The organism is Microbacterium sp. C23T, from assembly GCF_053345975.1.
The window spans coordinates 132,364-157,338 of the sequence record NZ_JBKFBD010000006.1 but is presented as its reverse complement, the minus strand read 5'-3'; the positions used below and the strand labels follow the sequence as shown (position 1 = coordinate 157,338).

The 24,975-nt window shown below is 72.1% G+C and carries 22 protein-coding genes; 10 read left to right on the top strand and 12 right to left on the bottom strand.

Annotated elements, in window-relative coordinates:
- Positions 1-171: 171 nt before the first annotated feature.
- Positions 172-1,011 carry an exodeoxyribonuclease III gene (locus ACLBXX_RS05455; protein ID WP_447657179.1) on the bottom strand — a complete coding sequence of 280 codons (840 nt, stop codon included), beginning with the start codon at positions 1,009-1,011 and terminating at the stop codon, positions 172-174.
- A gap of 197 nt (positions 1,012-1,208) precedes the next feature.
- On the opposite strand from ACLBXX_RS05455, the gene ACLBXX_RS05450 reads away from it, so the two are divergent.
- The 6 genes from ACLBXX_RS05450 to ACLBXX_RS05425 all read left to right on the top strand — a co-directional run bounded on the left by ACLBXX_RS05450 (position 1,209) and on the right by ACLBXX_RS05425 (position 6,763).
- Positions 1,209-3,464 carry a hypothetical protein gene (locus ACLBXX_RS05450; RefSeq protein WP_447657178.1) on the top strand — a complete coding sequence of 752 codons (2,256 nt, stop codon included), beginning with the start codon at positions 1,209-1,211 and terminating at the stop codon, positions 3,462-3,464.
- Between the two features lie 39 nt (positions 3,465-3,503).
- Positions 3,504-4,256 carry a hypothetical protein gene (locus tag ACLBXX_RS05445; protein ID WP_447657176.1) on the top strand — a complete coding sequence of 251 codons (753 nt, stop codon included), beginning with the start codon at positions 3,504-3,506 and terminating at the stop codon, positions 4,254-4,256.
- 28 nt (positions 4,257-4,284) lie between these two features.
- Positions 4,285-4,581: a hypothetical protein gene (locus ACLBXX_RS05440; RefSeq protein ID WP_447657174.1), complete on the top strand. Its 297-nt coding sequence runs from the start codon at positions 4,285-4,287 to the stop codon at positions 4,579-4,581.
- A gap of 38 nt (positions 4,582-4,619) precedes the next feature.
- A complete protein-coding gene (pyrE, locus tag ACLBXX_RS05435; RefSeq protein WP_045299293.1) occupies positions 4,620-5,198 on the top strand; it encodes an orotate phosphoribosyltransferase in 579 nt (192 codons plus the stop codon).
- A 76-nt stretch (positions 5,199-5,274) separates the two neighbouring features.
- Positions 5,275-5,865 carry a carboxymuconolactone decarboxylase family protein gene (locus tag ACLBXX_RS05430; protein ID WP_447657172.1) on the top strand — a complete coding sequence of 197 codons (591 nt, stop codon included), beginning with the start codon at positions 5,275-5,277 and terminating at the stop codon, positions 5,863-5,865.
- 10 nt (positions 5,866-5,875) lie between these two features.
- A complete protein-coding gene (locus tag ACLBXX_RS05425) occupies positions 5,876-6,763 on the top strand; it encodes an RNA polymerase sigma-70 factor (RefSeq protein WP_447657170.1) in 888 nt (295 codons plus the stop codon).
- Positions 6,764-6,787: 24 nt separating this feature from the next.
- On the opposite strand, the gene ACLBXX_RS05420 is transcribed toward ACLBXX_RS05425, so the two are convergent.
- Positions 6,788-8,092: a cellulase-like family protein gene (locus ACLBXX_RS05420; protein WP_447657169.1), complete on the bottom strand. Its 1,305-nt coding sequence runs from the start codon at positions 8,090-8,092 to the stop codon at positions 6,788-6,790.
- Positions 8,089-11,364, bottom strand: a complete 3,276-nt coding sequence (locus tag ACLBXX_RS05415; RefSeq protein WP_447657168.1) for a DUF5107 domain-containing protein — start codon at positions 11,362-11,364, stop codon at positions 8,089-8,091. The genes ACLBXX_RS05420 and ACLBXX_RS05415 overlap by 4 nt, the downstream gene beginning before the upstream one ends.
- Before the next feature lie 93 nt (positions 11,365-11,457).
- Between ACLBXX_RS05415 and ACLBXX_RS05410 the strand changes: the two genes are divergently transcribed.
- Entirely contained in the window at positions 11,458-12,321 is an 864-nt protein-coding gene (locus tag ACLBXX_RS05410; protein ID WP_447657167.1) for a helix-turn-helix domain-containing protein, read from the top strand.
- A 150-nt stretch (positions 12,322-12,471) separates the two neighbouring features.
- Here the strand turns inward: ACLBXX_RS05410 and ACLBXX_RS05405 are convergent, their stop codons facing one another.
- Together ACLBXX_RS05405 and pdxR are read right to left on the bottom strand one after the other, a co-directional pair.
- Positions 12,472-13,044 (bottom strand): YdeI/OmpD-associated family protein, encoded by a 573-nt coding sequence (locus ACLBXX_RS05405; protein ID WP_447657166.1) that lies wholly within the window; start codon positions 13,042-13,044, stop codon positions 12,472-12,474.
- A 9-nt stretch (positions 13,045-13,053) separates the two neighbouring features.
- Complete coding sequence (gene pdxR / locus ACLBXX_RS05400) at positions 13,054-14,493, bottom strand: MocR-like pyridoxine biosynthesis transcription factor PdxR (RefSeq protein WP_447657164.1); 1,440 nt, start codon at positions 14,491-14,493, stop codon at positions 13,054-13,056.
- A gap of 69 nt (positions 14,494-14,562) precedes the next feature.
- Here pdxR and ACLBXX_RS05395 point away from each other — a divergent pair, with 69 nt between their 5' ends.
- Entirely contained in the window at positions 14,563-15,576 is a 1,014-nt protein-coding gene (locus ACLBXX_RS05395) for an aldo/keto reductase (RefSeq protein ID WP_447657163.1), read from the top strand.
- Between the two features lie 542 nt (positions 15,577-16,118).
- On the opposite strand, the gene ACLBXX_RS05390 is transcribed toward ACLBXX_RS05395, so the two are convergent.
- A complete protein-coding gene (locus ACLBXX_RS05390) occupies positions 16,119-16,928 on the bottom strand; it encodes an HAD-IIA family hydrolase (protein ID WP_447657162.1) in 810 nt (269 codons plus the stop codon).
- Between the two features lie 40 nt (positions 16,929-16,968).
- On the opposite strand from ACLBXX_RS05390, the gene ACLBXX_RS05385 reads away from it, so the two are divergent.
- Positions 16,969-17,913 carry an SDR family NAD(P)-dependent oxidoreductase gene (locus tag ACLBXX_RS05385; protein ID WP_447657161.1) on the top strand — a complete coding sequence of 315 codons (945 nt, stop codon included), beginning with the start codon at positions 16,969-16,971 and terminating at the stop codon, positions 17,911-17,913.
- A 141-nt stretch (positions 17,914-18,054) separates the two neighbouring features.
- Entirely contained in the window at positions 18,055-18,747 is a 693-nt protein-coding gene (locus tag ACLBXX_RS05380; RefSeq protein ID WP_447657159.1) for a VIT1/CCC1 transporter family protein, read from the top strand.
- Between the two features lie 101 nt (positions 18,748-18,848).
- On the opposite strand, the gene ACLBXX_RS05375 is transcribed toward ACLBXX_RS05380, so the two are convergent.
- The 6 genes from ACLBXX_RS05375 to ACLBXX_RS05350 all read right to left on the bottom strand — a co-directional run bounded on the left by ACLBXX_RS05375 (position 18,849) and on the right by ACLBXX_RS05350 (position 24,895).
- Entirely contained in the window at positions 18,849-19,484 is a 636-nt protein-coding gene (locus ACLBXX_RS05375; protein WP_447657157.1) for a metal-dependent transcriptional regulator, read from the bottom strand.
- 24 nt (positions 19,485-19,508) lie between these two features.
- Complete coding sequence (locus ACLBXX_RS05370) at positions 19,509-20,822, bottom strand: Nramp family divalent metal transporter (RefSeq protein ID WP_447657195.1); 1,314 nt, start codon at positions 20,820-20,822, stop codon at positions 19,509-19,511.
- Between the two features lie 141 nt (positions 20,823-20,963).
- Complete coding sequence (locus ACLBXX_RS05365; RefSeq protein ID WP_447657155.1) at positions 20,964-21,377, bottom strand: ATP-binding protein; 414 nt, start codon at positions 21,375-21,377, stop codon at positions 20,964-20,966.
- On the bottom strand, positions 21,367-21,699 hold the full coding sequence (locus ACLBXX_RS05360) for an STAS domain-containing protein (RefSeq protein WP_447657153.1): 333 nt from the start codon (positions 21,697-21,699) through the stop codon (positions 21,367-21,369). Before ACLBXX_RS05360 ends, ACLBXX_RS05365 begins: the two co-directional genes overlap by 11 nt.
- The gene (locus ACLBXX_RS05355; protein WP_447657151.1) at positions 21,696-23,654 is read right to left on the bottom strand and encodes a glycosyltransferase family 2 protein; all 1,959 of its coding nucleotides are present in this window, start codon (positions 23,652-23,654) and stop codon (positions 21,696-21,698) included. The genes ACLBXX_RS05360 and ACLBXX_RS05355 overlap by 4 nt, the downstream gene beginning before the upstream one ends.
- Positions 23,651-24,895 (bottom strand): PP2C family protein-serine/threonine phosphatase, encoded by a 1,245-nt coding sequence (locus ACLBXX_RS05350; RefSeq protein ID WP_447657149.1) that lies wholly within the window; start codon positions 24,893-24,895, stop codon positions 23,651-23,653. The genes ACLBXX_RS05355 and ACLBXX_RS05350 overlap by 4 nt, the downstream gene beginning before the upstream one ends.
- Positions 24,896-24,975 lie beyond the last annotated feature (80 nt).

Genomic DNA, 24,975 nt, shown 5'->3' with positions numbered 1-24,975 from the left:
CGGCGTGATGACGCGTTCCGGGAAGCTCCTCGGGAGGGGCGTCCGGCACCGCGCGGTACGGGGGTACAACAAGCAAGACGACGCCGACACGAAATCATGACGCGCGGCGCGAAGAATTCTCGCGGAGATCCTCCGAAGATCACGGATGCCGCAGGCCGCAGCATCCGGATCTCAGAAGATCATCGGGCGATCGTCGTCGTCCGGGCCTTCGAGGTCGAGGTCGACGACGACCGGCACGTGGTCGCTCGGGGCCTCGCCCTTGCGCTCGTTGCGGTGGATCGTCGCCCCCGTGACGGCGTCGGCGATCGCGTGCGAGCCGAGGATGAAGTCGATGCGCATGCCCTCGTTGCGGGGGAAGCGCAGCTGCTTGTAGTCCCAGTAGGTGAACCCGGTCGGGATGAGCGGGCGCACGACGTCCTGAAGTCCCGCCGCCTCCAGGGCGGCGAACGCCTCGCGCTCGGGCGGCGACACGTGGGTCGCGAAGCCCTGCACGACGGAGGGGTCGCCGTTGTCGGCATCGGTCGGCGCGATGTTGAAGTCGCCGACCAGTGCGAGCGGGAGGTCGGGGTTCGCGGTCAGCGACTCCGCTGTGTACTGCTCGAGCGCCGAGAGCCAGTCGAGCTTGTAGTAGTAGTGCGGGTCGCCGAGTGACCGGCCGTTGGGCACGTACAGGCTCCAGACCTCGACACCGCCGATGGTCGCACCCATCGCCCGCGCCTCCTGCGGGGCGTCGGGGCCGTTGTGCCCCTTCTCGAAGCCGGGCATGCCGGGGAAGGCGGTGCGCACGCTCGTGAGCGGCTCGCGGCTGGCGATGGCGACGCCGTTCCACTGCGAGAAGCCGTACGCCTCGACGTGGTAGCCGGCCTCTTCGAACCGGTCGAACGGGAACTGCTCGGTCTTGCACTTGATCTCCTGCATCGCGAGCACGTCGATGTGCTCGCGCACCGCGAAGTCGACGATGCGGTCGACCCGCGCACGGATCGAGTTGACGTTCCAGGTGGCCAGGCGCATGGGATCAAGCCTAGGCGGGGCGGCGGACGTCGAACGGCGCCGCTTCGGTCCCCACGCCCACTCCACGCATCGCTTCGCGCTGCGCGGAGCCTCGGGGCGCGTGGGCCCAGCTTCGACCCCTGGCGTATCAGCGCTCCGAGGAGGATTCTCCTTTGTGTCAGCGGCCGCGTCCGCGGTCGGGAGAGCGAGAACCCACCATGGACCACGACTGCGGCTGCGGCCACGCGGCCTCCGCGGCGCACGACGACATGCCCCTCGAGTTCGACGCCGACGGCGAGCTCGTCGCCGGGCCGATCATCCGGCCCGAGCTGCCGACCCGGCCGTGCCCCATCGGCACGCTCGACGGCTCCTGGCTGCTCGAGCTCGAACGGCGCACCGTTTTCGCCCCCGAGGTACGCGGCGCGCTGCGCATCGAGGTCGGCGCCTCCTCGCTGCGCATCTCGGGCGACATGTACTCCCGGCGCGTCTTCCCACCGGTGCTCGGCGAGGTGCAGCGACCCGTCCCGATCCCGGATCCGGGACCGGCCGCGGGTGCCGACGCGGTGGTCCGCGATCTCGCCGCGGCCGACGATGCGGCCGTCGCCGACGTCCTCCCGGTGAGCCTGCGCACCTACCCCGCGTTCCCCAAGACGGAGTACTCCTGGTACTTCCGCTCCAACGGCGCCACCTACGTCGACGGCACCCTCACCGTTCAGATCGTGCGGCACCTCTGGAACCGCACGACGCAGGAGTTCGTCTCCACCGACACCGGCACGCTCACACTCCGCTGCCGACGGCCGCTCGTGCTGGCGCCCGCGTCCGCGCTCGTGGCGCCCTCGCAGCGCATGACGGGGACGCTCTCGATCGGCGGCACGGTCACCAACGTCACGGCGGGCAAGACGTCGCCGATGTACCGCGGGTGCCGCATCGAGGTGGATGCCATGGTCAACCGCGTGTTCCCGGCATCCGCCACCATCGGCTCGGGAGCCGCGGCCAACGTGCGCTCGGTCTATGCCTCGGCCGGCTGGGACGTCACCGTCGTCACCGACGAGATCGACGTGCCGAACGACGCCGATCTCACGAACGCCGAGCTCGCGACCCTGATGTCGGGGCACCGGCAGACGGTGGCCGGTGAGCAGTGGCGGCTGTGGCTGTTCGTGGGCTCGTCGCAGGGCGGGCTGTTCGGGATCATGTTCGACGACGACACCGTGCCGCGCGAGGGCGCCGCAGGGTTCGCCGACGTCGTGCTCGGCAACGACTCGTTCATCGCTGCGGCCGCACGGAACCGTCCGCTGGACGAGGTGCCGGCTGCTTTCCTGCGCACGCTGGTGCACGAGGCGGGCCACGCGTTCAACCTGTGGCACCCCAAGCACGACGTCCACAACCCGGGCATCGGCATCGAGATCATGAACCAGACGGGCGACGTCATGGGCTTCGCCACGGTAGCCAACCCCTACCCGGGCAACGCCGCGTTCGTGTTCTCGGAGCACGACCGCACGTCCCTCATCCACTCGCCCGACCCGCAGGTGCGGCCCGGCTGGAAGAACTTCGGCTGGGGCCACGGCAGCCTCTCGGCGGGGCTCCCCGCGCCGGTCGACGTCGCGGGTCTCGCGGGCGACACGGGCGACGACGCGCTGCAGCTGACGGTCACGATGCCCGCGCAGGCGTTCGTCGGCGAGTACGTCACCGCCGAGGTCGCGCTCACGAACGTGTCGGACCAGCCCCGCACGGTCACGACGCTGATCAACCTGTCGGAGGGCGACCTCGTCTTCCTCCACACCTCGCCCGACCGTTCGCTCGAGCACCTCGTCGACGTCGCGATCGGCTGCGGTCCGCGGCCGACGACCGTGCTGCAGCCCGGGGAGTCGATCCGGGGCCACGTGCAGGTGTTCTTCACGAACCAGGGCGTGACCTTCACCGAGCCGGGCCGCCACACCGTCGCCGCGCAGCTCGAGGTGGATCCGGTGACCACCGTCCGCTCGGCGCCCGTGACGGTCGACGTGCGCGGACCGGCGTCCGACGCCGAGGTCGACATCAGCGCGAAGACGCTCACGCCGGGTGTTGGTCGCGCGATCGCCCTGGGAGATTTCGCGACGGATGCTGCCGCCCGAAGTGTGCTGACCGCCCTGGCCGAGCAGCACAGCGACACCGACACGGGCGCCGCCGGGGCCCTGGTGCTCGCGAACTCGCTGGCACGCTCGTTCACCGACGTCCGCGCCCGCGGCGTGCGGGACGCGGCGCCGGCCGAAGCGGCGCACTTCCTCGAGCTCGCACTGGCCGGCCGGTCGGCGGAACGCGTCGCCGCTCTCGCCGTGACGGTCGCGAGCCCGACCGAGAGGAACGCGCCCGTCGTCGCCGACACGGTGGCGGCGCTCAAGGCGCGCACGAAGGGCGGCGCAAGGTCGGCGGCCGGGAAGGACGTCGCGGCGGCCGAGCAGATCGCCGAGGACTTCGCCTTCCCGCAGGGACGCTGACCCGGTGACACCGGCGCTGCGCGGAGGAAGGATCGACGTGTGAGGTCCGATGGGCAGACCGGCGGCGGGCTGGAGCTCCGGCTCCGGCTCGCGGCCGATACCGTTCCGCTCGACCGCGTCGCCTTCGCCGAGGTGGAGGTCGCGGCGATCGACGGTGCGGCGACCGTGAGTGCCCGGCTCAACCTCATCGAGGGCGACCTCGAGGTGGAGGTGACGGGGCCCGACAGGCGCGTCGCCCGCGCCACCTGGCCGTGGCCTGCTGATTCGGCGCCCCGGTCGGTCGAGCTCGCCGCGGGGGAGCGCCTGGTTGCGGGGGTGCCCCTCGTATCCCAGGGCAGCGAGCCGCTCTTCCCCGTGACCGGTCGCTACGAGGTGGTGGCGCTCTTCGCCGCGCGACCGCGCGAGACGCTCACGTCGAACACGGCGGTGCTCGTACGGACCGCGGGCGCGGACGCCGCGCTCGCCGCGGACCTCCGCGATCGCGATGTCGTGCAGAGCCTGCTCGGAGCGGGCGTCATCGGCGCCGCCGAGCCGGCGCTCGAGCGTCTCGCCGAGTCGGAGGACGCGGGCACCGCCGCTGCCGCCCGCCTGGCGCTCTCGCGCACGGACGCCCTCGAGGCGGCCGACGCCGATCCCGCGGTGTCGCGAGCTGTGGCGGCGCTGCTGCCGCCGGGCGCGACCGGCCAGGACGAGAGGCGGGAGGCGATCGCGTCGGGCGCGGCACCGCGCGACGTCGCGATGCTCAGCGGGCGACCGATCGAAGACGGAACCGACGCGGCTGTGGAAGACTGAGGCGCCAACAGCCACGAGAAGGGCCGTCATGACCATCAAGAATCGCGTGCTCGCCGGTGTCCTCGCCGTCTGCGTCGCCTCGGGTGCGGGCATCGCCGCCGCCGCACCTGCCCAGGCCGCGACGATGACCTGGAAGTCGTACACCATCACGAAGACGGGTTACACGACATCGACGGCCTGCCTGGCGGCGCAGCGTGCGACGTCGTGGTCGATCACCAACTCCGGTGGGGTCATCTACGCCGGCGACGCCTGCGGCTATTGGGGCTCGGCGCAGAAGTGGGGCTTCTCGACGACGTACAAGAAGCTGGTCCCCCTCGGCTCCTGAGCGGGCGCGGGGGGCGCAGCATCCGTAAAATCGAGGGCATGACCGCCGCCTCCACGCCGCAGCTCGAAGCCGACCGCCAGTACCTGATCGCGCTGATCCAGGACGAGGCGGTGTTCCACGGGGACTTCACCCTCTCGAGCGGCAAGAAGGCGACGTACTACGTCGACATGCGCAAGCTCACGCTCGACCACCGAGCGGCGCCCTCGATCGGCCGCATCATGCTCGACCTCATCCGCGACGTCGACGGCATCGTCGCCGTCGGCGGCCTGACCCTCGGCGCCGACCCGATCGCCAACGCCGTGATGCACGAGTCCGCGCGCACCCACAAGCCGCTCGACGCCTTCGTCGTGCGGAAGGAGCCGAAGGACCACGGCCGCGGACGCCAGGTGGAGGGAGCGGACGTCGCGGGAAAGCGTGTCGTCGTGCTCGAAGACACCTCGACCACGGGCCAGTCGGCGCTGAAGGCGGTCGAGGCGCTGCGCCGCGAGGGCGCGGAGCCCGTCGCCGTCGCCGTCATCGTGGACCGCAAGACCGGGGCGCAAGCGGCCGTCGAGGCGGAGGGCCTGCAGTGGCTCGCGGCCATCGACCTCGACGACCTGGGCCTCGACCCGCAGTAGAACTTCAGGGGTCTGTCACACGCCGTCGGCGGCCGGTGTCTCCATGTCGAAGGACCGAATCGACACGGAGGTAGACATGAGCAGCGACACCCGCATCCCCACCGCAGAGGTCACCGGCGCGCAAGGCGCCATCATCAAGTTCGCCGCGCGCAAGATGGTCGGCCGCGTGCCCGACTCGCTCTGCGTGCTGTGGCACCACCGCCGCGTGATGAAGGACTCGATGGGCATCGGCCAGAAGGTCGAGCGCTGGCACGAGCTCGACCCGCGCCTCGCCACCTTCGCCGCGATGGCGTCGGCGGCGACCATCGGCTGCAGCTTCTGCCTGGACTTCAACTACTTCATGTCGCGCAACCGCGAGGTGGACGCCGCGAAGGTGCGCGAGGTGCCGCGGTGGCGGGACTCCACCCTGTTCACGCCGCTCGAGCGCCGCGTGATGGAGTACGCCGAGGCGGCGAGCCAGACGCCGCCTGCGGTGACGGACGAGCTCTCGGATGCGCTGCTCGAGGATCTCGGCCCGGCCGGGCTGGTCGAACTGGCCGCCAGGGTGGCGTTCATGAACATGTCGGCGCGCATGAACATCGCGCTCGGCATCCGTTCCGAGCACTTCGCCGATGCCTGTGGCCTGCCTCCGCTCGCCGCGCGGCCGGCCGTCGGCGCTTCCGCGTAGGCTCCCGGCCATGAGCACCGCCGCCGTCGACGACCCGTTCGTCACGCACCGGAGCCTGCTGTTCACCGTCGCGTACGAGATGCTCGGCTCGGCCGCCGACGCCGAGGACGTGCTGCAGGAGTCGTGGCTGCGGTGGGCGGCGGTCGACCACCGCACCGTGCAGGAGCCGCGCGCCTACCTCGTGCGCATCGTGACGCGGCAGGCGCTCAACCACCTGCGCACGGTGTCGCGGCGGCGCGAGGAGTACGTCGGCGAATGGCTCCCCGAGCCGCTGCTCACGAGCCCCGACGTGGCCGACGACGTCGAGCTCGCAGAGAACCTCTCGATCGCGATGCTCACGGTCCTCGAGACGCTCGGCCCGGCGGAGCGGGCGGTGTTCGTGCTGCGCGAGGTGTTCGACGTGCCGTACGACGAGATCGCGGATGCGGTGGGCAAGACGCCTGCGGCCGTGCGGCAGATCGCCCACCGCGCGAAGGACCACGTCGCCGCGCGCCGGCCTCGCGTGACGGTCGGGCCGACCGAGCACGAGGAGGTCGTGGAGCGGCTCGTCGTGGCGCTCAACAGCGGCGACCTGCAGGGCCTCATGGACGTGCTGGCGCCCGACGTCGTGTCGGTCGCCGACGGCGGCGGCAAGGTCCGCGGGGCGGCCCGCCGGCCGATCGTCGGCGCGGATCGGCTCGCGCGCTACCTCGTCGGCGGCATGGCGAAGGTCGAGGGCAGGCTCCTGGCGTCGTCGACGTGGGTCAACGGCCAGCCGGGGGTGCGCATGGAGCTCGACGGCGTCCTCGTCGGCGTCGTCAGCCTGACCGTCGTGGACGGGCGCATCACGCAGGTGTACTCGATCGCCAACCCCGAGAAGCTCGGACGGGTGGACGAGGAGGCGGTGGTGGGGCGCTGAGCGGCAGGCCCGGCGTCCCGCCGCTCAGCGGGCGAGGATCTCGGCGTTGAGCTCGCGCTGCCAGTCGCGCAGCTGCCACATCGGGTGGTGCGGGGCGGCGTTCGACGACAGCACGACGCCCCACATCCCGTGGTCCAAAGCCGTGCGCACGCCGTGCTCGGCGAGGGCCCGGCCGATCGGGCCCTCCTCGAACGTGCCGTACAGGGGCGTGTAGCCGACCCAGCCCTCGCCGACGATCGCCGGGACGCCCTGCCAGCGCGCCCACGCGGCGATGGCGATGGTCCGCGAGGCGATCTCGCGGCGCATGAGGTGCTCGTACGGCGGGTAGTGGTCGACGAGCCAGGCATCCCACGCGACGGGGTCGATCCAGTCGTAGCCGTAGATCATCTGGTCCGTGACGACCGTCGCGCGGTACTTCCACTCGGCGGCGCGACCGTACTCCGCGAGAGACGGGGCGTCACGGCGCAGCAGCTCCCGGAGCGCCGTGTTGGGGAAGCCCTCGCTGCCCTCCGAGCGGATGTCGATGCGCTGCTGCAGCGCGTCCAGTACACCGTAGCTGTACACGTGGAACTGCGCCGCGCCCAGTCCGTCGGGCAGTCGGTGCATGGCGAGGTGGGGCGGTTTGCCGTAGCTCGCGGTGATGAGGAGATCCGGATGCTGCGCCCTCAGCCGCGCCACCTCCTCCGCTCCGCCGTCCTCGAGTGCGGGCAGGATCGAGAAGTCGACCTCGTTGTGCAGCTCGACGAGGGCGATGCGATCACGGTGCCCGTGGTCGGTGAGCCACTCGATCATCGCGTCCCAGGCGTCGGAGAGGACGCCGTACCGATCGGCGAGCGGCACGGCGTCGATCGCGTCGAACCATGCCGGCGAGGCGGCGAACGCGGTCGACTGCTGGTACTCCCAGCTGGCGAGGATGATGACCATGCCGTGCGCGGCGGCGGACTCGAAGAGCGCGAGGAGGCGCGCCCGCAGGTCGATGCGGTAGCCGCCCGGAGTGTCATACCACCGGGTGCGCCGGCCGAAGTATCCGCCGAGCGGGGACGGACCGAGCCCTTCGATCTCGAGGTCGCGGGCGACGTCGTAGAGCCCCAGCCCGCCGAACAGCAGCACCGGGGCGGCGCAGATGCGGATGGCGTTGTAGCCGAGGGAGGCGGCCTCCGCCACCGCCGCGTCGAGGTCGGCGTACGGCTCGCCGGGACCCGCCTGCGTGTACCAGGAGAAGTCCCACAGGGTGATGGTGAGCCGCTGCGGCAGATGCTCCGGCACGGGTCCGGTGAGGGCGGACTCGTCCTGCTCGATCGTGCCGGATCCCAGGTATCGCTCGGTCATGCGCCGGTCCTCTCCGGAACCTCGGCCGACCGCGCCGCGAGCTGCTGTGCGCGTCCGCGCTCCGCCAGCCGTTCGAGAGTCTTCGCCATGGCCGCTCGCGCCGTCGCGGTGGCGGCGTCGAACGAGGTCAGTTCGGGTACCGAGGTGGCGAAGTAGTCGACCTCGTCGCTCGCGGCGCGCAGCGCCGTCGCACGCGCGTCCAACGCGTCCCACGCGGCTGCTGCGCTGGTCGCGTCGCCGAGATGCAGATGGGCAACTCCGGTCCAGTACGTCGACTCGTCGGCCGCGCGCGGCGCCACCGCCAGCGGCGACGGCGCGACGGCCGTGCGCCAGGCCTCGGTCGCACCTGCCGGGTCGTCGGCGGCCGCGCGCGCGACGCCCAGCAGCACCCACCGCTGCACCGGGCGCTCGGCCGGGTGGCGTCCCTCGCCGAGGGTGCGCGGCGGGACGAAGCCGGACTCCAGTAGCGCGACCGCGTCGGACGGCGCTGTTTCGAGCAGCCGTTCCGCCCGCAGGCACGCGGCGCGGTCGAACGCCGCGATCACGAGACCTTCGCCGCCTTCGAACGGACGGAAGCGGCGGGTCGTGAGGAGGATCCACGCCTCGTCGGTGCGCCCGACATCGAGGAGCAGATTCGCATGGCGCACCGCCAGGTCGTCGCGGGCATCGAGCAGGACGGCGTGGGTCTCGAGCAGTGAGAGCCGGGTTGCGGCATCCGTCCCCCTCCGCACTGCGAGCACGTCGCGCTCGAGCAGCAGCCGCGCGTCCGGGCGCAGCGAGAGGGCGTGGGCGAGGGCCGCGTCGGCCGCCGCCTCCTCGCCGTCGACCGCGACGAGCGCGATCGCGAGGTTGCGCCACACCACCGGGTCTGTCGAGCCGCCCTCGGTCGCGGAGCGGAGGTGGGCGAGCGCGTCGGCGTGACGGCCGGTGTCGAGCAGCCACATGCCGAGGAGCCCCGCGGCGACGACGTCGTCCGGGTCGGCGGCAACCGCGGCGATGAGCGCGTCGAACTGGTCGAGCCCGGCGGGGAACGCGAGCGCGGTGGAGGTGCCGCGCGCGCGGGTGCGCTCGTCTGCAGCCTCGTCGGCGCGTCCGGCTCGCTCGAGCCAGTGCGCGCGCAGGTAGTGGCGGAGCGGGCCTGCGAGACCCGCCGAGGGCGTGCGCTCGACGGCGGCTGCGGTGGCCGCGAGCGCCTCGTCGACGGCGCCTGCTCGCGCGAACTCGGCACCCACGTCCAGCGCCGTGCGGGCGTCGCGGTCGATCAGCTCGCCCGCGAGCGCACGGGTCGCCGGGTCGAGCGAGTCGCCGTCGAGCAGTTCGGCTACGCGGGCGACGGATGCTGCGACCTCACCGCGGCGGGCGAGAGCCAAGGCTTCGACCCGCCCCGCCTCGGGGATCGGCGCGGCCGAGCGGGCGAGGTCGAGCGCGGCGGCCGCCGCGCCGGTGCGGAGGGCGATGCGTGCCCGTGCGAGCATCGCGGCCGGCGCGAGCGCCGCGTTCCACGCCGCCTTCGCCAGCGAGCGGTCCGCGGCGTCGTCATTGCCGAGACGCTCGTGAACGAGGCCGAGGAGGTAGGCCGCTTCCCCGTCACGCGGGTTGAGGTTGCGTCGGGTGAGCCGCGCGGTTGCTGCCTCGAGCAGATCACGTGCCGTGGCATATTCGCCGCGGGCGAGGTGCCACGATCCCAGCGCGGTCGCCGCGCGGGCGTCGCCCGGATCGCGTCGCAGCGCCTCGTGCAGGTACGACACCGCCGAGCGGGTCGGGTGGCGGTACTGCAGCAGGTGCACGGCCGTCGAGTACATCTCGTCGTTGGACGTGATGTCTTCGGGCAGGGGCGGCGCGGTCGCGACCCAGGGCTCGCCCGCGTTCCCGGCTCGGGCCCGCCAGGCTACGAGGGCCTCGCCCGCGTGGAGGACACGCACCTCGATGCCTGCCGCATCGACGGGGATGTCCGCGACGGCGGTGAAGGGCGCGTCGGGGCCGAGGTCGGCGGTCCAGCGCGCGACCGTCTCGCCGCCTCGGCATACCTCGACCACCGCCGCCGGGAACGCGCGCGTCGCGATCGCCGTGATGTGAGTGCCGTCGCTGTCGGCGTGCACGCCGATGGCGGCATCCGTCGTCGCCTGCCGTACGGCTCCGGTGCCGTGGATCGGGAACCAGTACTGACGGAACCGCTTGGTCTCGCCGGGGAGCAGCCAGCTGAAGTCGGGCTGGTTGTCGGTGTAGACGCCTGCCATGAGCTCGACGTACGGGCCGTCGTCGTCGGTGAGCTGGTCGTCCCACGCCCGCCCGATCGGCCCGTCGCCCCACGTCCATTGCTTCTTGCCGGGGGAGATCGCGCGGTCGGCCCAGTGGACGAAACCGGCATCGGCCGCGTGGTCGTAGCCGCCGAAGAACGAGTCGTCGGTGTCGGTGATCATGTACGACGTCGGCACCGGGATGTTGCTGTACACGTCGATGCGGTCGGCGTCCGGCCGCTCCGCCGCGAGCGCCGGGTAGCCGACGCCGTAGTAGGGACGGTCGGCGCGCGGGAACGCGGTGATCGCACGCCGCGCGTGGTCGGCGACGAACGCGACGTCGTCGGGGAAGAACGACTGATACCTCTCGTGCGCACGCGCGGCGACGTTGGCCCACCACAGGAACGTCTGCGGGACGTCGGTGCGGTTGTGCAGTGCCGCCTCCAGCTCGATCAGCGACGATCCCGCCCGCAGCCGCACCCCGTGCACGCCGCGCATGCGCTGCAGCGGGTCGAGGTCGCTGTGCCAGACGACGACGGCGCCGTCAGCCTCCCGCTCGATGCGGGTGTCCACCGGGAGGAACGTCGCGGGCCGATGGTGCTGCGGCCAGTTGAACTCGACGCCGCCCGAGACCCACGGACCGGCGAGCCCCACGAGCGCGGGCTTGATGACGTTGTTGCGGTAGAAGAAGTCGTAGCCCGCGACCTTGTCGTAGCCGATGTGGATGCGGCCGCCGATCTCGGGCAGCAGCGTGAGGCGCACGTAGGCGTTCTCGAGGTGGATGGCCTGCCACCGCCGCGGCGCCCTCTCGTGCGCGACGCTGTCGATCATCGGGAGCGGGTAGACCTTGCCGCTCGACCCCTGGTACACGCGGCGGTCGAGGAACAGCGGGTAGGGATCCGGCTCGCCCGGCTCGTAGGTGTCGATCCAGAGGGGCTCACTCCAGCACGCGACTCCGCCCGCCGCGAGGATCGCAGCCTGATCTGCGGGAGCGTCGGGGAGCTCGATGCGGCTCCGGGTGTCGTCGTCGGTCACCTGGCAAAGCTACGCGCGCGGGAGTCCTGCGGCCATGTCGGATCGTCGCATCGACCTGGACGATCCGACGGCGATTCGTGACAGGATGCCGGAATGGAGCGTGCGGAGGGGTTCGAGCGGGAGCGGCTGAGCGTCGTCCCGCGGCCTCTTGTCGACGCCGCGCTCGTGCGCCCGGTGACGCGGCGCATGCTGGTGACGGATGCCGGGTACTTCCCGCATGCGAGACACCACGGGCGACATCGCCCCGGCGGGGCGGCGGAGACGATCGTGATCGTGTGCGTCGCCGGGTCGGGATGGGTCGAGGCGGATGGCATCCGCACGCGCGTGGGGAGCTCGACGGCGATCGTCATCCCGGGCGGCGTGGCCCATTCCTACGGCGCCGATGCGACAGATCCCTGGACGATCTGGTGGTGCCACGTGCGCGGGACCGACGTGCTCGAGCTCACCGAGGCGGCCGGTATCCGTCCCGACCGGTTGACGCTGTCGCTGCGCCAGGTCGAGCGCGTCACCGCACTGCTCGACGAGATCTCGGTGTCGCTCGCTCTCCAGCCGACGCCAGCGCGTCTCGTCGCGACGTCGGGAATGGCCTGGCGCCTGTTCACCCAGCTCGTCGTCGATCGGGCCCTTCCGAGCGAGGGAGCGCCGGTCGAGCGTGCGATGCGCTATCTCGAGGAGCGTGTCGACGGGCGCGTGCAGGTCGCGGAGCTCGCCGCCATGGTCGGGGTGTCGCCGTCGCACCTCGCCGCGCTGTTCCGCCAGGCCACCGGTGGCGGTGTGCACGCACACCACCATGCCCTGAAGATGGCGCGTGCCCGGGCGCTGCTGGACACGACCGATCTGCCGGTCGCCGAGGTCGGGCGCCGGATCGGGCTGGACGACCCGTTCTACTTCTCGCGGCAGTTCCGCCGCACGCACGGCATGAGTCCTCGCGCCTACCGCGAGCAGCACAAGGGCTGACGGGCGGCGGGGCCGGGTCAGCCGTCGGGGCGTACCGGGTTCAGTCGCGCTTGCCGCGCCCCCGCCACCACTGCCAGATGATGACCGTGAGCGTGCCGAGCGTGATGATCGCGGCCGTCACGAGGAGGAGCGTCTGCTCGGTCTCGGAGATCACGGGCGCTTGCCTTCCGCGGCGTCCGCCACGATCTTCGCGACGCGCGCGGCCCGGGTGTCGGGTCGTCGCGCCATGTCGACGTTCGAGATGCCCAGCTTGCGGCTCGACGGGGGAAACGCGTCCCAGGCGGTGCGCGCAGCGGGTTCGGCGTCGAGTGCCGCGGCGAGGTCGTCGGGCTCGCGCAGCGCCTCGGCGTTGTCGAGCACCGTCCACGCGCCGTTCGCCTTGGCGACCTCGACCGCGCGGTAGCCGGCCTCGGTGATCAGGCCGGCCTCTTCGAGCTGGAGGAGGCGCGCCTTGTTCGTCGCCGCCCAGCCGCTCGTCGCACGCCGTGGCGCGAACCACAGGCCCCCGCGCTCTTCGTCGAACGAGCGCACCGGGCCGTCGATCCACCCGAAGCAGAGGGCCTGCAGGATCGCGTCCTCGTAGCCGATGACCTCGAGCCCCGAGCCCGGTCGCGCCCGCACGAGCCACGCCCCCTTGGAGGTGCGATGGTGGGCGTCGAGCCACGCGCGCCAGGCAGCAGCATCCGTCACTTCCACCATCTCGCCGTCGTCGAGCGCACCCATGCCGCGACCCTACCCGGAGCCGGTGACGTCGCGCGCGGCGACCTCGCGCACCGTGTCGGCGAGCACGCGCACCGCCTCGTCGACGAGGGGATCGGCGAGGTCGCCGTAGCCGAGCACGAGGCGCTCGGGCGCGGGTGCGTCGGGTGAGACGCGGTAGCGGCGGATGTCGGTGAGGCCGAGCTCGCGGGGCTCCGCCGCGCGCACCACGTCGGCCGCGCGAACGCCCGACGGCAGGTCGAGCACGACGTGAAGCCCCGCCGCGATGCCCGACACGCGGCACTCGGGCAGCGCGCGTTCGAGGGTAGCGAGCAGCGCCTCGCGCCGGCGCCGGTAGCGGGTGCGGGCGCCGCGCAGGTGCCGGTCGAGGCCGCCGGAGGTGAGGAAGCGGGCGAGCGCGAGCTGATCGAGTGTCGACGGCGCCGCCGCTCCCGCGTCGCGCACGGCGTCGCGGAGCCACGGCGGCAGCACGAGCCAGCCGATCCCGAGCGCGGGCGTCGCGGTCTTGCTGAGGCTTCCCGCGAGCACGACGCGGTCGGGCGCCATCGCCTGCAGCGCGCCGATCGGGCGCCGGTCGTAGCGGAACTCCGCGTCGTAGTCGTCCTCGATCACGACCCCGTCGCGGGCGCGCGCCCAGGCGAGGAGTCCCTCCCGGCGCTCGGCCGACAGCGGCACGCCGGTAGGGAATTGGTGCGCGGGCGTCACGAGGGCGGCGCGCGCGCCGGTGCGGACGGATGCCTCGACCAGCGCCGCGACGTCGACCCCGTCGCCGTCGACGGCAACGGGCACCGAGGTGAGGCCCTCCGCCGCGGCGACCTGCCGCATGCGCTGCCAGGAGGGGTCCTCCACGAGCAGCGCGGTGTGGCCGAGGGTGCGCAGTGCCCGGGCGACGCGGCGCATGCCGTCGGTGGCGCCGTGCGTGACGAGGACGGCGTCCGCGTCGGCGCGCGCGAAGCGCGACCGGGACAGGTAGGCGGCGAGCGCCGCCCGCGCGGCCGGCACGTCGCCGTCGAGCCGGAACAGCTCGGCGTCGGGGGCTTCGGTCAGCGCCTCGGTCATGGCGCGCAGCCACAGCGCGCGGGGTGCGTTCCGCAGGTCGGGGACTCCGGGGGCGAGGTCGTAACGGGGTCGGCGGAGCGGCTCGACGGGCTCCGGTTCAGGTCGCGAAGCGGTGGCGCGAAAGGATTCTGCTACCCGCGTCGCCGACCCGGTCCGGGCTTCGAGGATGCCCTCCGCCGTGAGCCGCCCGTACACCTCGGTCACCACCCACCGCGAGACGCCGAGCGACGTCGCGAGCAGCCGGCTCGGGGGAAGCGCGGCGCCGGACGTCAGACGGCCGGTGGCCACAGCATCCCTCACCGCCTGCTCCAGCCGCACGTGACGCGGGCCGTCGTACGCGGCGAGGTCGAGGAGCGTCTCCCACGCGACCGGATTGGTCTGGGTTTCCACCATGTCATCGGATCGTACTCCCAGACCGCTCGCGATCCACGATGGGACCACGAACCACGGAAAGGGCACCTCATGCGGTACCGCACCATCTCCAACGGCACGACCTCGTTCGAGGTCTCGACCCTGTGCCTCGGCACCATGTTCTTCGGCACGCGCACCGACACCACGACGTCGCTCGAGATCCTCGACCGCTTCGCCGACGCGGGCGGCACCTTCGTCGACACCGCGAACAACTACAACGCCTGGGTCGGCGGGCACGGGCGCGACAGCGAGGACGTGCTCGGCGCGTGGATCCGCCGCCGCGGCGGCCTCGGCGATGTGCGCCTGGCGACCAAGCTCGGCGCCGCGAAGAAGGACCCGGCGCTGCCGCTGCAGAACGTCGAGCCGACGAACTTCCAGGGGCTGTCGGCCGAGGTCGTCGCCCGCGAGGCGCGGCTCAGCCTGCAGCACCTCGGCGTCGACCGCATCGATGTGCTGTACGGGCACGTCGACGACCGCGAGACGCCGATCGCCGAGACGGTCGCCGCGTTCGGGCAGCTGCAGCGCGAGGGGCTCGTGGGCATCTCGGGCATCTCGAACGTCGCGCTGTGGCGCCTGATCGAGGCGCGCGACGAGGCGCTGCGGCAGGGCGTCGACCCGTACGGCGTCGTGCAGCAGGGCTACAGCTACGTCTACCCGAGCCCGGGATTCGGGCGCACCAACGACGTGTCGGTCGAGCTCCTGGACTACGTCGCCGCCGCGGGCGCCGACGGGCGTCCGCCGCTCACCGTCACGGCGTACTCGCCGCTGCACCAGGGGGCGTTCGCCCGCGACGACAAGCCGATGTGGGCGCCCATGCGGCACGCGTCGAACCGGGAGCGCGTGCGCGCACTGCACGACGTCGCCGCCGAGATCGGCGCGACCCCCAACCAGGTCGCGCTGTCGTGGCTGCTGGGCGGGGAGGTGCCCGTGATCCCCGTGGTCGGCATCTCGAGCGTCGCGCAGCTCGAGGAGGCGCTCGCCGCGTCCGAGCTCGTCCTCGACGCCGACGTGCGCGCCCGCCTCGACGCCGCCGACCTCGACGTCAGCGCCGCGGTCGCCGCCTGACCGGGTGCGGCGGGCGCGGCCTGACCGGGTGCGGCGGTCGCGACCTGACCGGGCGCCGCGGTCGCCGCCTGACCGGGTGCGGCGGTCGCGGCCTGACCGGGTGCGGCGGCCGCTGCGGAAGCCCGCCGCACCTCACCCGGCGCAGGCCCCGGGCCGCAGCATCCGTCCCTCGCCGCATGTTCGACAGGTCAACCGGGGCTCGACAGGGCCGTTCATGCCTGAACTCTCCTGCGGAAGCCCGGTTGACCTGTCGCAGCGGGACGGATGCCTCGCCCCGAGGCATCCGTTCTCCCGCTGTCGCCTCGCGCGGCCGCTTTTGGTGAATCGCCACAGTCAGCGCATTTGCGCGCGCCGGTTCTTGGCGAGTCGCCAAGAACCGCGGAGAACCGCACTGGATCTGGCGAGTCGCCAGAATCCGAGGTGCGGGTGGCGCGCCGGATTCGACCGGCGTGCCTGACGCGCAAGTTTTGGCGAGCCGCCAGAGAACTGTGGACAACCGCACCCGATCTGGCGAGTCGCCAGAATCCGAGGTGCGGGTGGGCCTACAGCAGCTCGGGGTCCTCCGACTCGACGGGCTCGTGGTCGAGGAGGTCGGCGACCGAGTTCAGCACCTCGTCGGGGCGGAAGGGATAGCGGGCGATCTCGGCGGCGTCGCTGATGCCCGTCAGGACCAGCACGGTGTGCAGGCCAGCCTCGATGCCGGCGACGACGTCGGTGTCCATGCGGTCGCCGATCATGCCGGTGTTCTCGGAGTGGGCGCCGATCTGGTTGAGCGCCGAGCGGAACATCATCGGGTTCGGCTTGCCGACGACGTAAGGCTCCATGCCGGTCGCCTTCGTGATGAGCGCCGAGATCGCGCCGGTCGCCGGCAGCACGCCCTCGGTCGACGGGCCGGTGGCGTCGGGGTTGGTCGCGATGAAGCGGGCGCCGGCGTTGATGAAGCGGATCGCCTTCGTGATCGCCTCGAACGAGTAGTTGCGGGTCTCGCCGACGACGACGTAGTCGGGGTCGGTCTCGGTCATGATGAAGCCGGCCTCGTGGAGGGCGGTCGTCAGGCCCGCCTCGCCGATGACGAAGGCTGAACCGCCGGGCATCTGCGACTTGAGGAAGTCGGCGGTGGCGAGGGCCGAGGTCCAGATCGATTCCTCGGGAACGATGAGTCCGGACGCCCGCAGCCGGGCCGACAGATCGCGCGGCGTGAAGATCGAGTTGTTGGTGAGGACGAGGAACGGCACGCCCTGATCGGTCCACTGCTGCAGCAGATCCGATGCCCCGGGGATGGGGGTGTTCTCGTGGACCAGCACGCCGTCCATGTCGGTGAGCCAGCATTCGATGTCCGCGCGGGTCCGCATGCGTCCAGACTAGGCGGCGGGCAGGCGTAGGGTCGTTCCCGTGACGTGGGACCCCCGGACCCTCCCAGACCTTTCCGGACGCGTGTACCTCGTGACCGGATCCAATGCCGGCCTCGGTTACTTCGCCTCCGAGCAGCTCGTACGCGCCGGCGCGCACGTGCTCATGTCGGCGCGCCATCCGAACCGGCTGTCGGCCGCGCGCGCGGCGATCCGCCGCCGGGTGCCGGAGGCTGCACCCGACGCGACCGAGCCGCTCATCCTCGACACCTCGAACCTCGCGTCGGTGCGCTCGGCCGCCGCGAGCGTGCGCGGCAAGGGCCCCCTCGACGGCGTGCTGCTCAACGCCGGCATCGTCCACGCACCGAAGTCGCGCGAGACCACGATCGACGGGCACGAGGTCGTGTTCGCGACCAACGCCCTCGGCCACTACGCGCTCGCCGGAGAGCTCCTGCCGGCCCTCGCCGACGCTCACGGGCGCATGGTGTGGGTGGGGAGCATGTCGACCTCCCTCACGCCTTACGACCCGGTCGACCCGCAGCTCGTCGACGACTACTCGGCCTGGCGCGCGTACGTGCAGTCGAAGGTCGCGACGACGGCGCTCGGCTTCGAGGCCGACCGGCGACTGCGCGCGGCCGGCATCCCGGTCGCGAGCGTCGTCGCCCACCCGGGCTACTCGACCGGCGGCCGCACGCCCGGCATTGTCGGCGTCAACGAGCCGTCGCGCGCCAAGCGGTTCCGCGACAACCTGCAGGCGGCCATGACGCAGTCGAAGGAGCACGGCGCCTGGCCGCTCGTGCGGGCACTGACCGACCCCGACATCGAGGGCGGCGAGTTCTGGGGTCCGCGCACCGGTTCGCGCGGCGAGCCCCGCAAGCAGACCGCCTCGAAGATCACGCGCGATCCCGTCGTGGCCGCGCGCCTCTGGGACGTCGCCGAGACCGCCACGGGCGTGCGCTGGCCGTTCGAGGTGGCGGCGCGCCGCTGACCCGGCGCGCACAGCATCGGAGGTTCTGCGCGACACGCGGGCGCGCAGCATCCACCCCCGGCGCGTCGTCGTGGATCTCCGATTCTGTGTCGGGACACGGATGCCGCGACCCCGGCTGTCAGACTGACCGCGGGAGGTCGCATGGCCGAGGTCGCCCCGTCGCTGTGGGCGCGCTTCGTCGCGCGCGTGCGCGAGACCTCGTGGGCGATCGACGCGAACGACGGGATCATCGCGACCGCGGGTCTGCTTCAGGGTTTCGCGGGTGCCGGCGCCGGCGACCGCCTGCTGCTGTTCACCGCGATCGCCGCGATGATCGCCGGCGGACTGAGCGCCGGCGGAGCGAAGTGGGCCGAGGTCGCGGCTGAGCGCGAGTCCGAGCTCGGGATCGCCGCGCGCGAGCAGGAGGAGCTCCAGCGGGACCCGGCGGGGGAGCTCGCGACGCTCGCGGCCCACTGGGAGTCGCGCGGGCTCGCGCCGGACCTCGCGCTCGAGGTCGCGCAGCAACTCACGGCGCGCGACGCGCTCGGCGCCCAGCTCGACGCGGAGCATGGGCTCGAGGAGATCACGCACCGCTCGGCGCCCTGGTGGGCCGGGCTCGAGACCGCCATCGCCTTCATGATCGGCGCGGCGATCCCCGTGCTCATCACCTACTACGCCCCCGTCGCGATCGAGACGTGGGCGATCATCGTCGCCGTCGTCGTGTCGCTCGCGCTGACCTCGCTGGTGGCGGCGGGCGTCGGCCGCCTGTCGGCGCTGCGCATGCTCATCCGCAGCCTCGCCGTCGGCCTCGGCACGATGGGCGTCAGCTACCTCGCGGGCGTGATCTTCTTCTGACTTGCCCGCACCCGGTCCGGGCTTCTCCCGAGTCGCCACGACACGCCGTGGGCCGGGTTCGACACCCGCGTGTTGTGGCGACTCGAGGAAGGGGAAGCGGGTCAGGCGCTGAGCCAGACGGCGTCGGCCGCGGCGTCGGGAAGAGACACCGCAGCGGTGCCGATGCGGAGGGCGGCAGCATCCGTCACCGTCACGGTCGTGCCGACGGCCACGCCGGCCGACTCGACGGCCCGGAGCAGTTCGGGGTCGCGGTCGCTCACGCGCAGCACACGGCCCACGTGTCCGACCGGCGCCGCGGCGAGCAGCACGAAGGGTTCGCGGTGGACGTGGCCCGCAGCATCCGGGATCGCGTCGCCGTGCGGGTCGAAGCGGGGGCGCCCGAGCCGCTCGTCGATGCCCTCGAGCAGCCGGTCGCTGATCGCGTGCTCGAGTACCTCGGCCTCGTCGTGCACCTCGTCCCACGCGTAGCCGAACTCGCTGACGAGCCACGTCTCGATCAGGCGGTGACGACGGATGATCGCCGCCGCGCGGCGCTCGCCCTCCTCCGACAGCGCGATCGGACCGTACGGGCGATGCGTGACGAGACCCTGGGCGGCGAGCTTCTGCACCATCTCGGTGACGCTCGACGGCGCGAGGCCGAGCTCGGCGGCCAGCTGCGACGGCGTGATGCGGTCGTCCTGCCACTCGGTGTGGTGGTAGATCGTCTTCAGGTAGTCGTCGATCGCAGGGGAGGCCACGGTTTCAGGGTACCGGCCGGCCTCTCACGCGCCCGTCAGCACCAGGTACAGCAGCACGCCGTTGAGGGCGATGAGGAACACGGATGCTGCGATCCCCGCGATCGTCGTCCACACGCGGTTGCGGTACCCGCCGAGAACCTCGCGGTTCGCGGTGAGCGCGACCAGCGGGATGAGCGCGAACGGGATGCCGAATGACAGCACGACCTGGCTCAGAACGAGCGCGACGGTCGGGTCGAAGCCGATCGCGAGGATCACGAGTGCCGGGATCAGCGTGACCAGCCGGCGGGCGAGCAGCGGCACGCGGATGTGCAGGAGGCCGTGCATGATCTCGGCGCCGGCGTACGCGCCGACCGACGTGCTGGCGAGGCCGCTGGCGAGCAGCCCGACGGCGAACAGCGTCGCGACGAGCGGCCCGAGCCCGGCGTACAGCGCGGCGTACGCCCCCTCGAGCGAGTCGGTGCCCGGGACGCCGGCCAGATTCGCCGCCGCGAGCAGCAGGATGCAGAGGTTCACCGTGCCCGCGATGAGCATCGCGATCGTGACGTCCCACTTCGTCGCGCGCAGCAGGCGGCGGGTGGGGATGCCGCGCAGCTCGGCCAGCGTCGGGTCTGCCGGGGCGCCGATCGGGGCGTCGGCAGCGCGGGAGCCGCGCGGCATCAGTCGGTCGCCGCCGAGGGCCGCGCCGGCCGTCGCCGGTGCCGGGGCGAAGCGGTCACGGGCCAGGGCGCTGTGCGCGTAGATGGCGTGCGGCATGATCGTGGCGCCGAGGATCGAGGCCGCCAGCAGCACCGAGTCGGTGCCCTCGAAGCGGGGCACGAGGCCTGCCACCACGCTCGCGCCGTCGGGCGGGGCGACGAACACGCCGAACGAGAAGCCGATCGCGATGATGGCGAGCAGGCCGATCACCACGAACTCGAACGTTCGCGGACCCCGCCTCGACTGGATGAGCAGGAGCGCGATCGACACCGCGCCGGTGATCGCGCCGCCCCACAGGAGCGGGACGCCGAACAGGAGGTTGAGCGCGACGGCCCCGCCGATCACCTCGGCGATGTCGGTCGCCATCGCGACGAGCTCGGCCTGCAGCCAGTACGCGCGGCGGCCCCAGCGGTTGCCGATGCGTCGGCCGAGGGTCTCGGGCAGGCTGCGGCCGGTGACGATGCCGAGCTTGGCCGACAGGTACTGGATGAGCCAGGCCATCACATTGCCGAGCACCACGACCCACACCAGCAGGTACCCGTACCGGGCGCCCGCCGTCATGTTGCTCGCGACGTTGCCGGGGTCGAGGTATGCGACCCCCGCGACGAGCGCCGGGCCGATCAGCCACGCGAGGCGCGGCATCGACAGGCGCCGGCTCAGGAGCGGCGTCGGCGTGCTGACGTCCTCGGCAGTTTTCGGCATACCGAAAACGTACCCTGTTTTCGGCGCACCGAAAAGTCCGCGAACGCGCACGGATGCTGCTTCTCGCGGTGGCGGAGCAGGTCAGTCGTCGTGGCGCAGGCGGCGCAGCCGCCAGATGTTGCCGCGCTCGGTCTCGTGGACGAGTTCGTCGAGGGTGGCGAGGGCGATCGCGAGCCCTCGCCCGGACTCGGCGTCGGCCCCCGGCATCGAGACCGAGCCGAGGTCGATGAGGGCAGGCTCGGCCGTGTCGGTGAAGACGGCCGAGAGCGCGTCGGTGTCGGCGTCGAGCTCGACCGTCACGCGGACGGGCTCGCGCGCCAGCGCGTGCGCGGCGATGTTCGTGGCGACCTCGCTGACCGCGAGGCGGAACAGCATCGCGTCCTCGTCGCCGACGTCCGGGAAGCGGCGGAGGAGCTCGTCGAGGGCATCGTGCACGCGGTCGACGAGCGCGTCGTCGGCCACGCCTTCGAGGCGGAGGGTCGGCTCAGTCGCCATCGAACGCCGACTCCGGCGTCGGGTGATCGCGCAGCACGCGGTCGAGGTTGGTGAGCTTGAGCACCCGCCGCACCGGCTCGGTGGCGGCGGCGATGCGCAGGTCGCCGCCGGCGAGCCGGGCTGACTTGAGGCCGCCGATCAGCGCGCCGAGTCCGGACGAGTCGACGAACTCGGTTCCCGAGAGATCCACCACGATGCGCGTGCTGCCGTCGCCGACGAGGTCGTCGACGGCCTTCTTGAGTCGCGGGACCGAGGTCGCAGTGAGGCGCCCCTCCGGTCGCACGACGGCGAACGCCTCGCCGGGTGTCACGATCAGATTCACGCTGCCTCCTCGGGCTCGGGCGCGGGCCGCGCGGGCCCGCTGTACAGGGCTGCCTGGATGATGACGCTCAGCACCGCCAGGTCATAGATCACCCAGACGGTGTTGACGAGGGTGCCCGTGCCGTCGGCCGTTCCGACCGCCAGGCGTGAGAGGCCGATCGCCAGCGCGAACACGAGCACGACGATGGCCGTCAGCTGGGGCCAGATCTCGCGCCACGGCGGGCCGGACTCGTCGCGGCCGTCCTTCTTCGTCACGGCGAAGCCGAGCGGGCGCTTCAGCACCACGTTCGAGAACGCCGACGTGCAGGCCTTGATCCACACCGGGAAGAGCGCCAGCGCGTACTGCTGGCCGCGCCACGTCTTGATCCCCTTCGCGACGACGAGGAACAGGATCTGGTTGATGATGAAGTACGGCAGGAAGCGCGCGAAGAAGTCGACGCTCCACGCGGTGACGGGCATGACGCCGAAGACGAGGTAGATCACGGGCGCAGCGAGGTAGATGATCGCGGTGAAGCCCGACAGGTAGCTCCACATCGTCGCGAAATACATCAGCCGCTGGCCGGCCGACAGGCCCCTCTTCACGAGCGGGTTGTCCCGCAGCATCACCTGAAGGGTGCCCTGCGCCCAGCGCAGGCGCTGCGTGAGCATCGTGCGGAGGTCCTCCGGAGCGAGCCCGTGCGCCAGGATCTCGTGGTGGTAGACGCTCTTCCAGCCGAGCGAGTGCAGCTGCATCGCGGTCGCCATGTCTTCGGTGACCGAGATCGTGGCCATCGGCTGCACAGGCTGCGCCTCGTCGGGGCGGTCCACCCGCAGCGCCTCGAGCAGGGCCGACACCGAGTCGATGGCTCCGAGCGGCGACAGCTCGCGCGCGGCGAGGGCGTCCAGGCCCGCGTCGTCGATGACGATCGCGTCGATCTCGACGTCTCGCTGCACCGGCAGCTCGCCGATCGACGCGAGGTCGGCCCGCACGCGCGACAGGTCGCCGCGGACCAGCTCGCGCGAGGCCGTGTCGACGGCGGACTGCACGCGGTAGGTCACGTCCGCGATCGGGTCACCCTCGTCGAGCCGGGCTCGGGCTTGCGCGACCTCGCCGCGCAGCACCCGCAGCTGCTGACGCACCGCGGGGTCGGCCTCGCGGTCGCGTGCCGCATGCGCGAGCAGTGATTCGGAGGCCTTCAGCGTGCGCGCTGTCGACTGCTCGAGGCTGCGGACGTACCCGACGATGCCCAGCTGCATGAGCGCGTCGCGGCGCAGCACCGCGTTCGAGCCGCAGAAGAACGCCGCGTTCCAGCCGTCCTTCCCCTGCTGGATGGGGCCGTAGAACAGCGGCGCCTGACTGCCGAGCGGATCCGCGTCGTCGACGTTGACGAACCACTGCGGGGTCTGGACGAGGGCGACCCCGGGGTCGTCGGCGAAGTAGCCCAGAGTGCGGTGGAGGATGAGCGGATCGGGCACCTGGTCGGCGTCGAGGATCAGGAGGAACTCGCCCTCCGTCTGGAAGAGCGCGTTGTTGAGGTTGCCGGCCTTCGCATGCCGCGGCTTGCCGGCCCAGTCGGCGGAGCGCGTGATGTAGCCGACACCGAGCCGCCGGGCCGCGGCGGCCATGTCGGGTCGCGCACCGTCGTCGAGGATCCACGTCTCGTGCGGATAGGCGATGGACTTGGCGGCCCGGGCGGTCGCGATGACCATGTCGACGGGCTCGTTGTAGGTCGTGATGAGCACGTCGACCGTGCCCTCGGGAGGCGAGGTCGGGGCCGGCCGCTCGCGGGCGCGCCACATCGTCGCCGAGAACAGGAAGGTGTCGATGAGGCTGTAGGTCTCGGCGATCACCAGCGGCACCGCGATCCACCACGCCGCCCAGTTCACCGAGTCGAGCCAGCGCCAGACGATGTAGTTAACGCCGAGCAGCACCGACAGCAGCGCCAGGATGCGGATCCAGACGAAGCGTGCGGTCACGCGTCCCTCCTCACGACGAGCACCGTGACGTCGTCGGGCGCGCCGCGCCGCGCCGCGAGGGCCGTCGCCTCCTGCACGGCCCCGGCGGGGCCGAGGGTGCGCAGCGTGTCGTGCACGTGACCGAACGGGTCGTCGGTGTCGAGCACGTCGAGCAGCCCGTCGCTGCAGATCATGAATACGTCACCCGGATCGAGCCGCGTCGCCGAAGCCGTGCGGGTCTCGTCGAATCCCATGCCGAGCGGCAGGCCCGTCGACCTCAGCGGCTCCCACGTCCCTCCGGCGCGCAGCACGAACGCGAGGCTGTGTCCCGCGTCGATGAAGGCCATCGTGCCGGACGCGATGTCGATGTCGGCGGCGACGGCGGTCACGAAGATGTTCGACCCGCCGATGTCGTCCTCGAGCATGCGGTCGATCTCGCTCACGGCCTGGGTGAGCGGGCGCTGCGGGGCGGTGCGCAGCGAAGCCCGCACAGCGGAGGCGATGATCGCAGGTCCGGCGCCCTTGCCCATGACGTCGGCGAGGGTGACCCGCAGCCGCCCGTCCACGACCTGCCAGTCGTACACGTCGCCGAGGAGGTGACCTGCGGGGGCCGCCGCAGCGGCGAGCGTGTAGCCCGCTACCTCCGGCGTGCGCGAGGGGAGCATCGACCGCTGGACGACGGACGCGTAGTCCAGTTCGTCCGCGTCCATGATCTCGGCCTGCACCCACAGGGCGAGCTCGCGCAGCAGCTCTCTGCCGCGATCGTCGAGGGTGCGCGGCTGGGTGTCGACGATGCAGAGTGTGCCGACCTGCTCCCCGCCCGGCGCACGCAGCGGGTGCCCGGCGTAGAAGCGCAGGTGCGGGTCGCCGACCACGAACGGGTTCTCGGCGAAGGCGTCGTCGGTGGCGGCATCCTCGATCACCAGCGTGCCCTCCTGCCGGATCGTGAGGTCGCAGAAGGAGTCGGCGCGTGGAGCCTCGTGTCCGCCGAGGCCGATCTGGGCTTTGCGGAACTGCCGGCCGCCGTCCATGAGCGTGACGCTCACCATAGGGACGCCGAACATCTCCTGGGCGAGCCGGGCGACGCGGTCGACGCGTTCATCCGGAGGGGTGTCGAGAACCCCTAGTGCTTCGATGGCGCGCTGACGCTTCTCGTCGTCGAACAACTGGCCCCCCGGTCGTACGGTCTTTTCCAGTATTACCGGCGTGCGCTTTCCCAGTCGAGTCGAACACCGCAATGTGAGGACATCGGCCGCCGACACGCCGCGTGGGACGCCCCCGGCACGTCGGTGACGGCCTGTCAACCCCCGGTCGTTGCGGGGGCGATCGGCGATATGCCTGA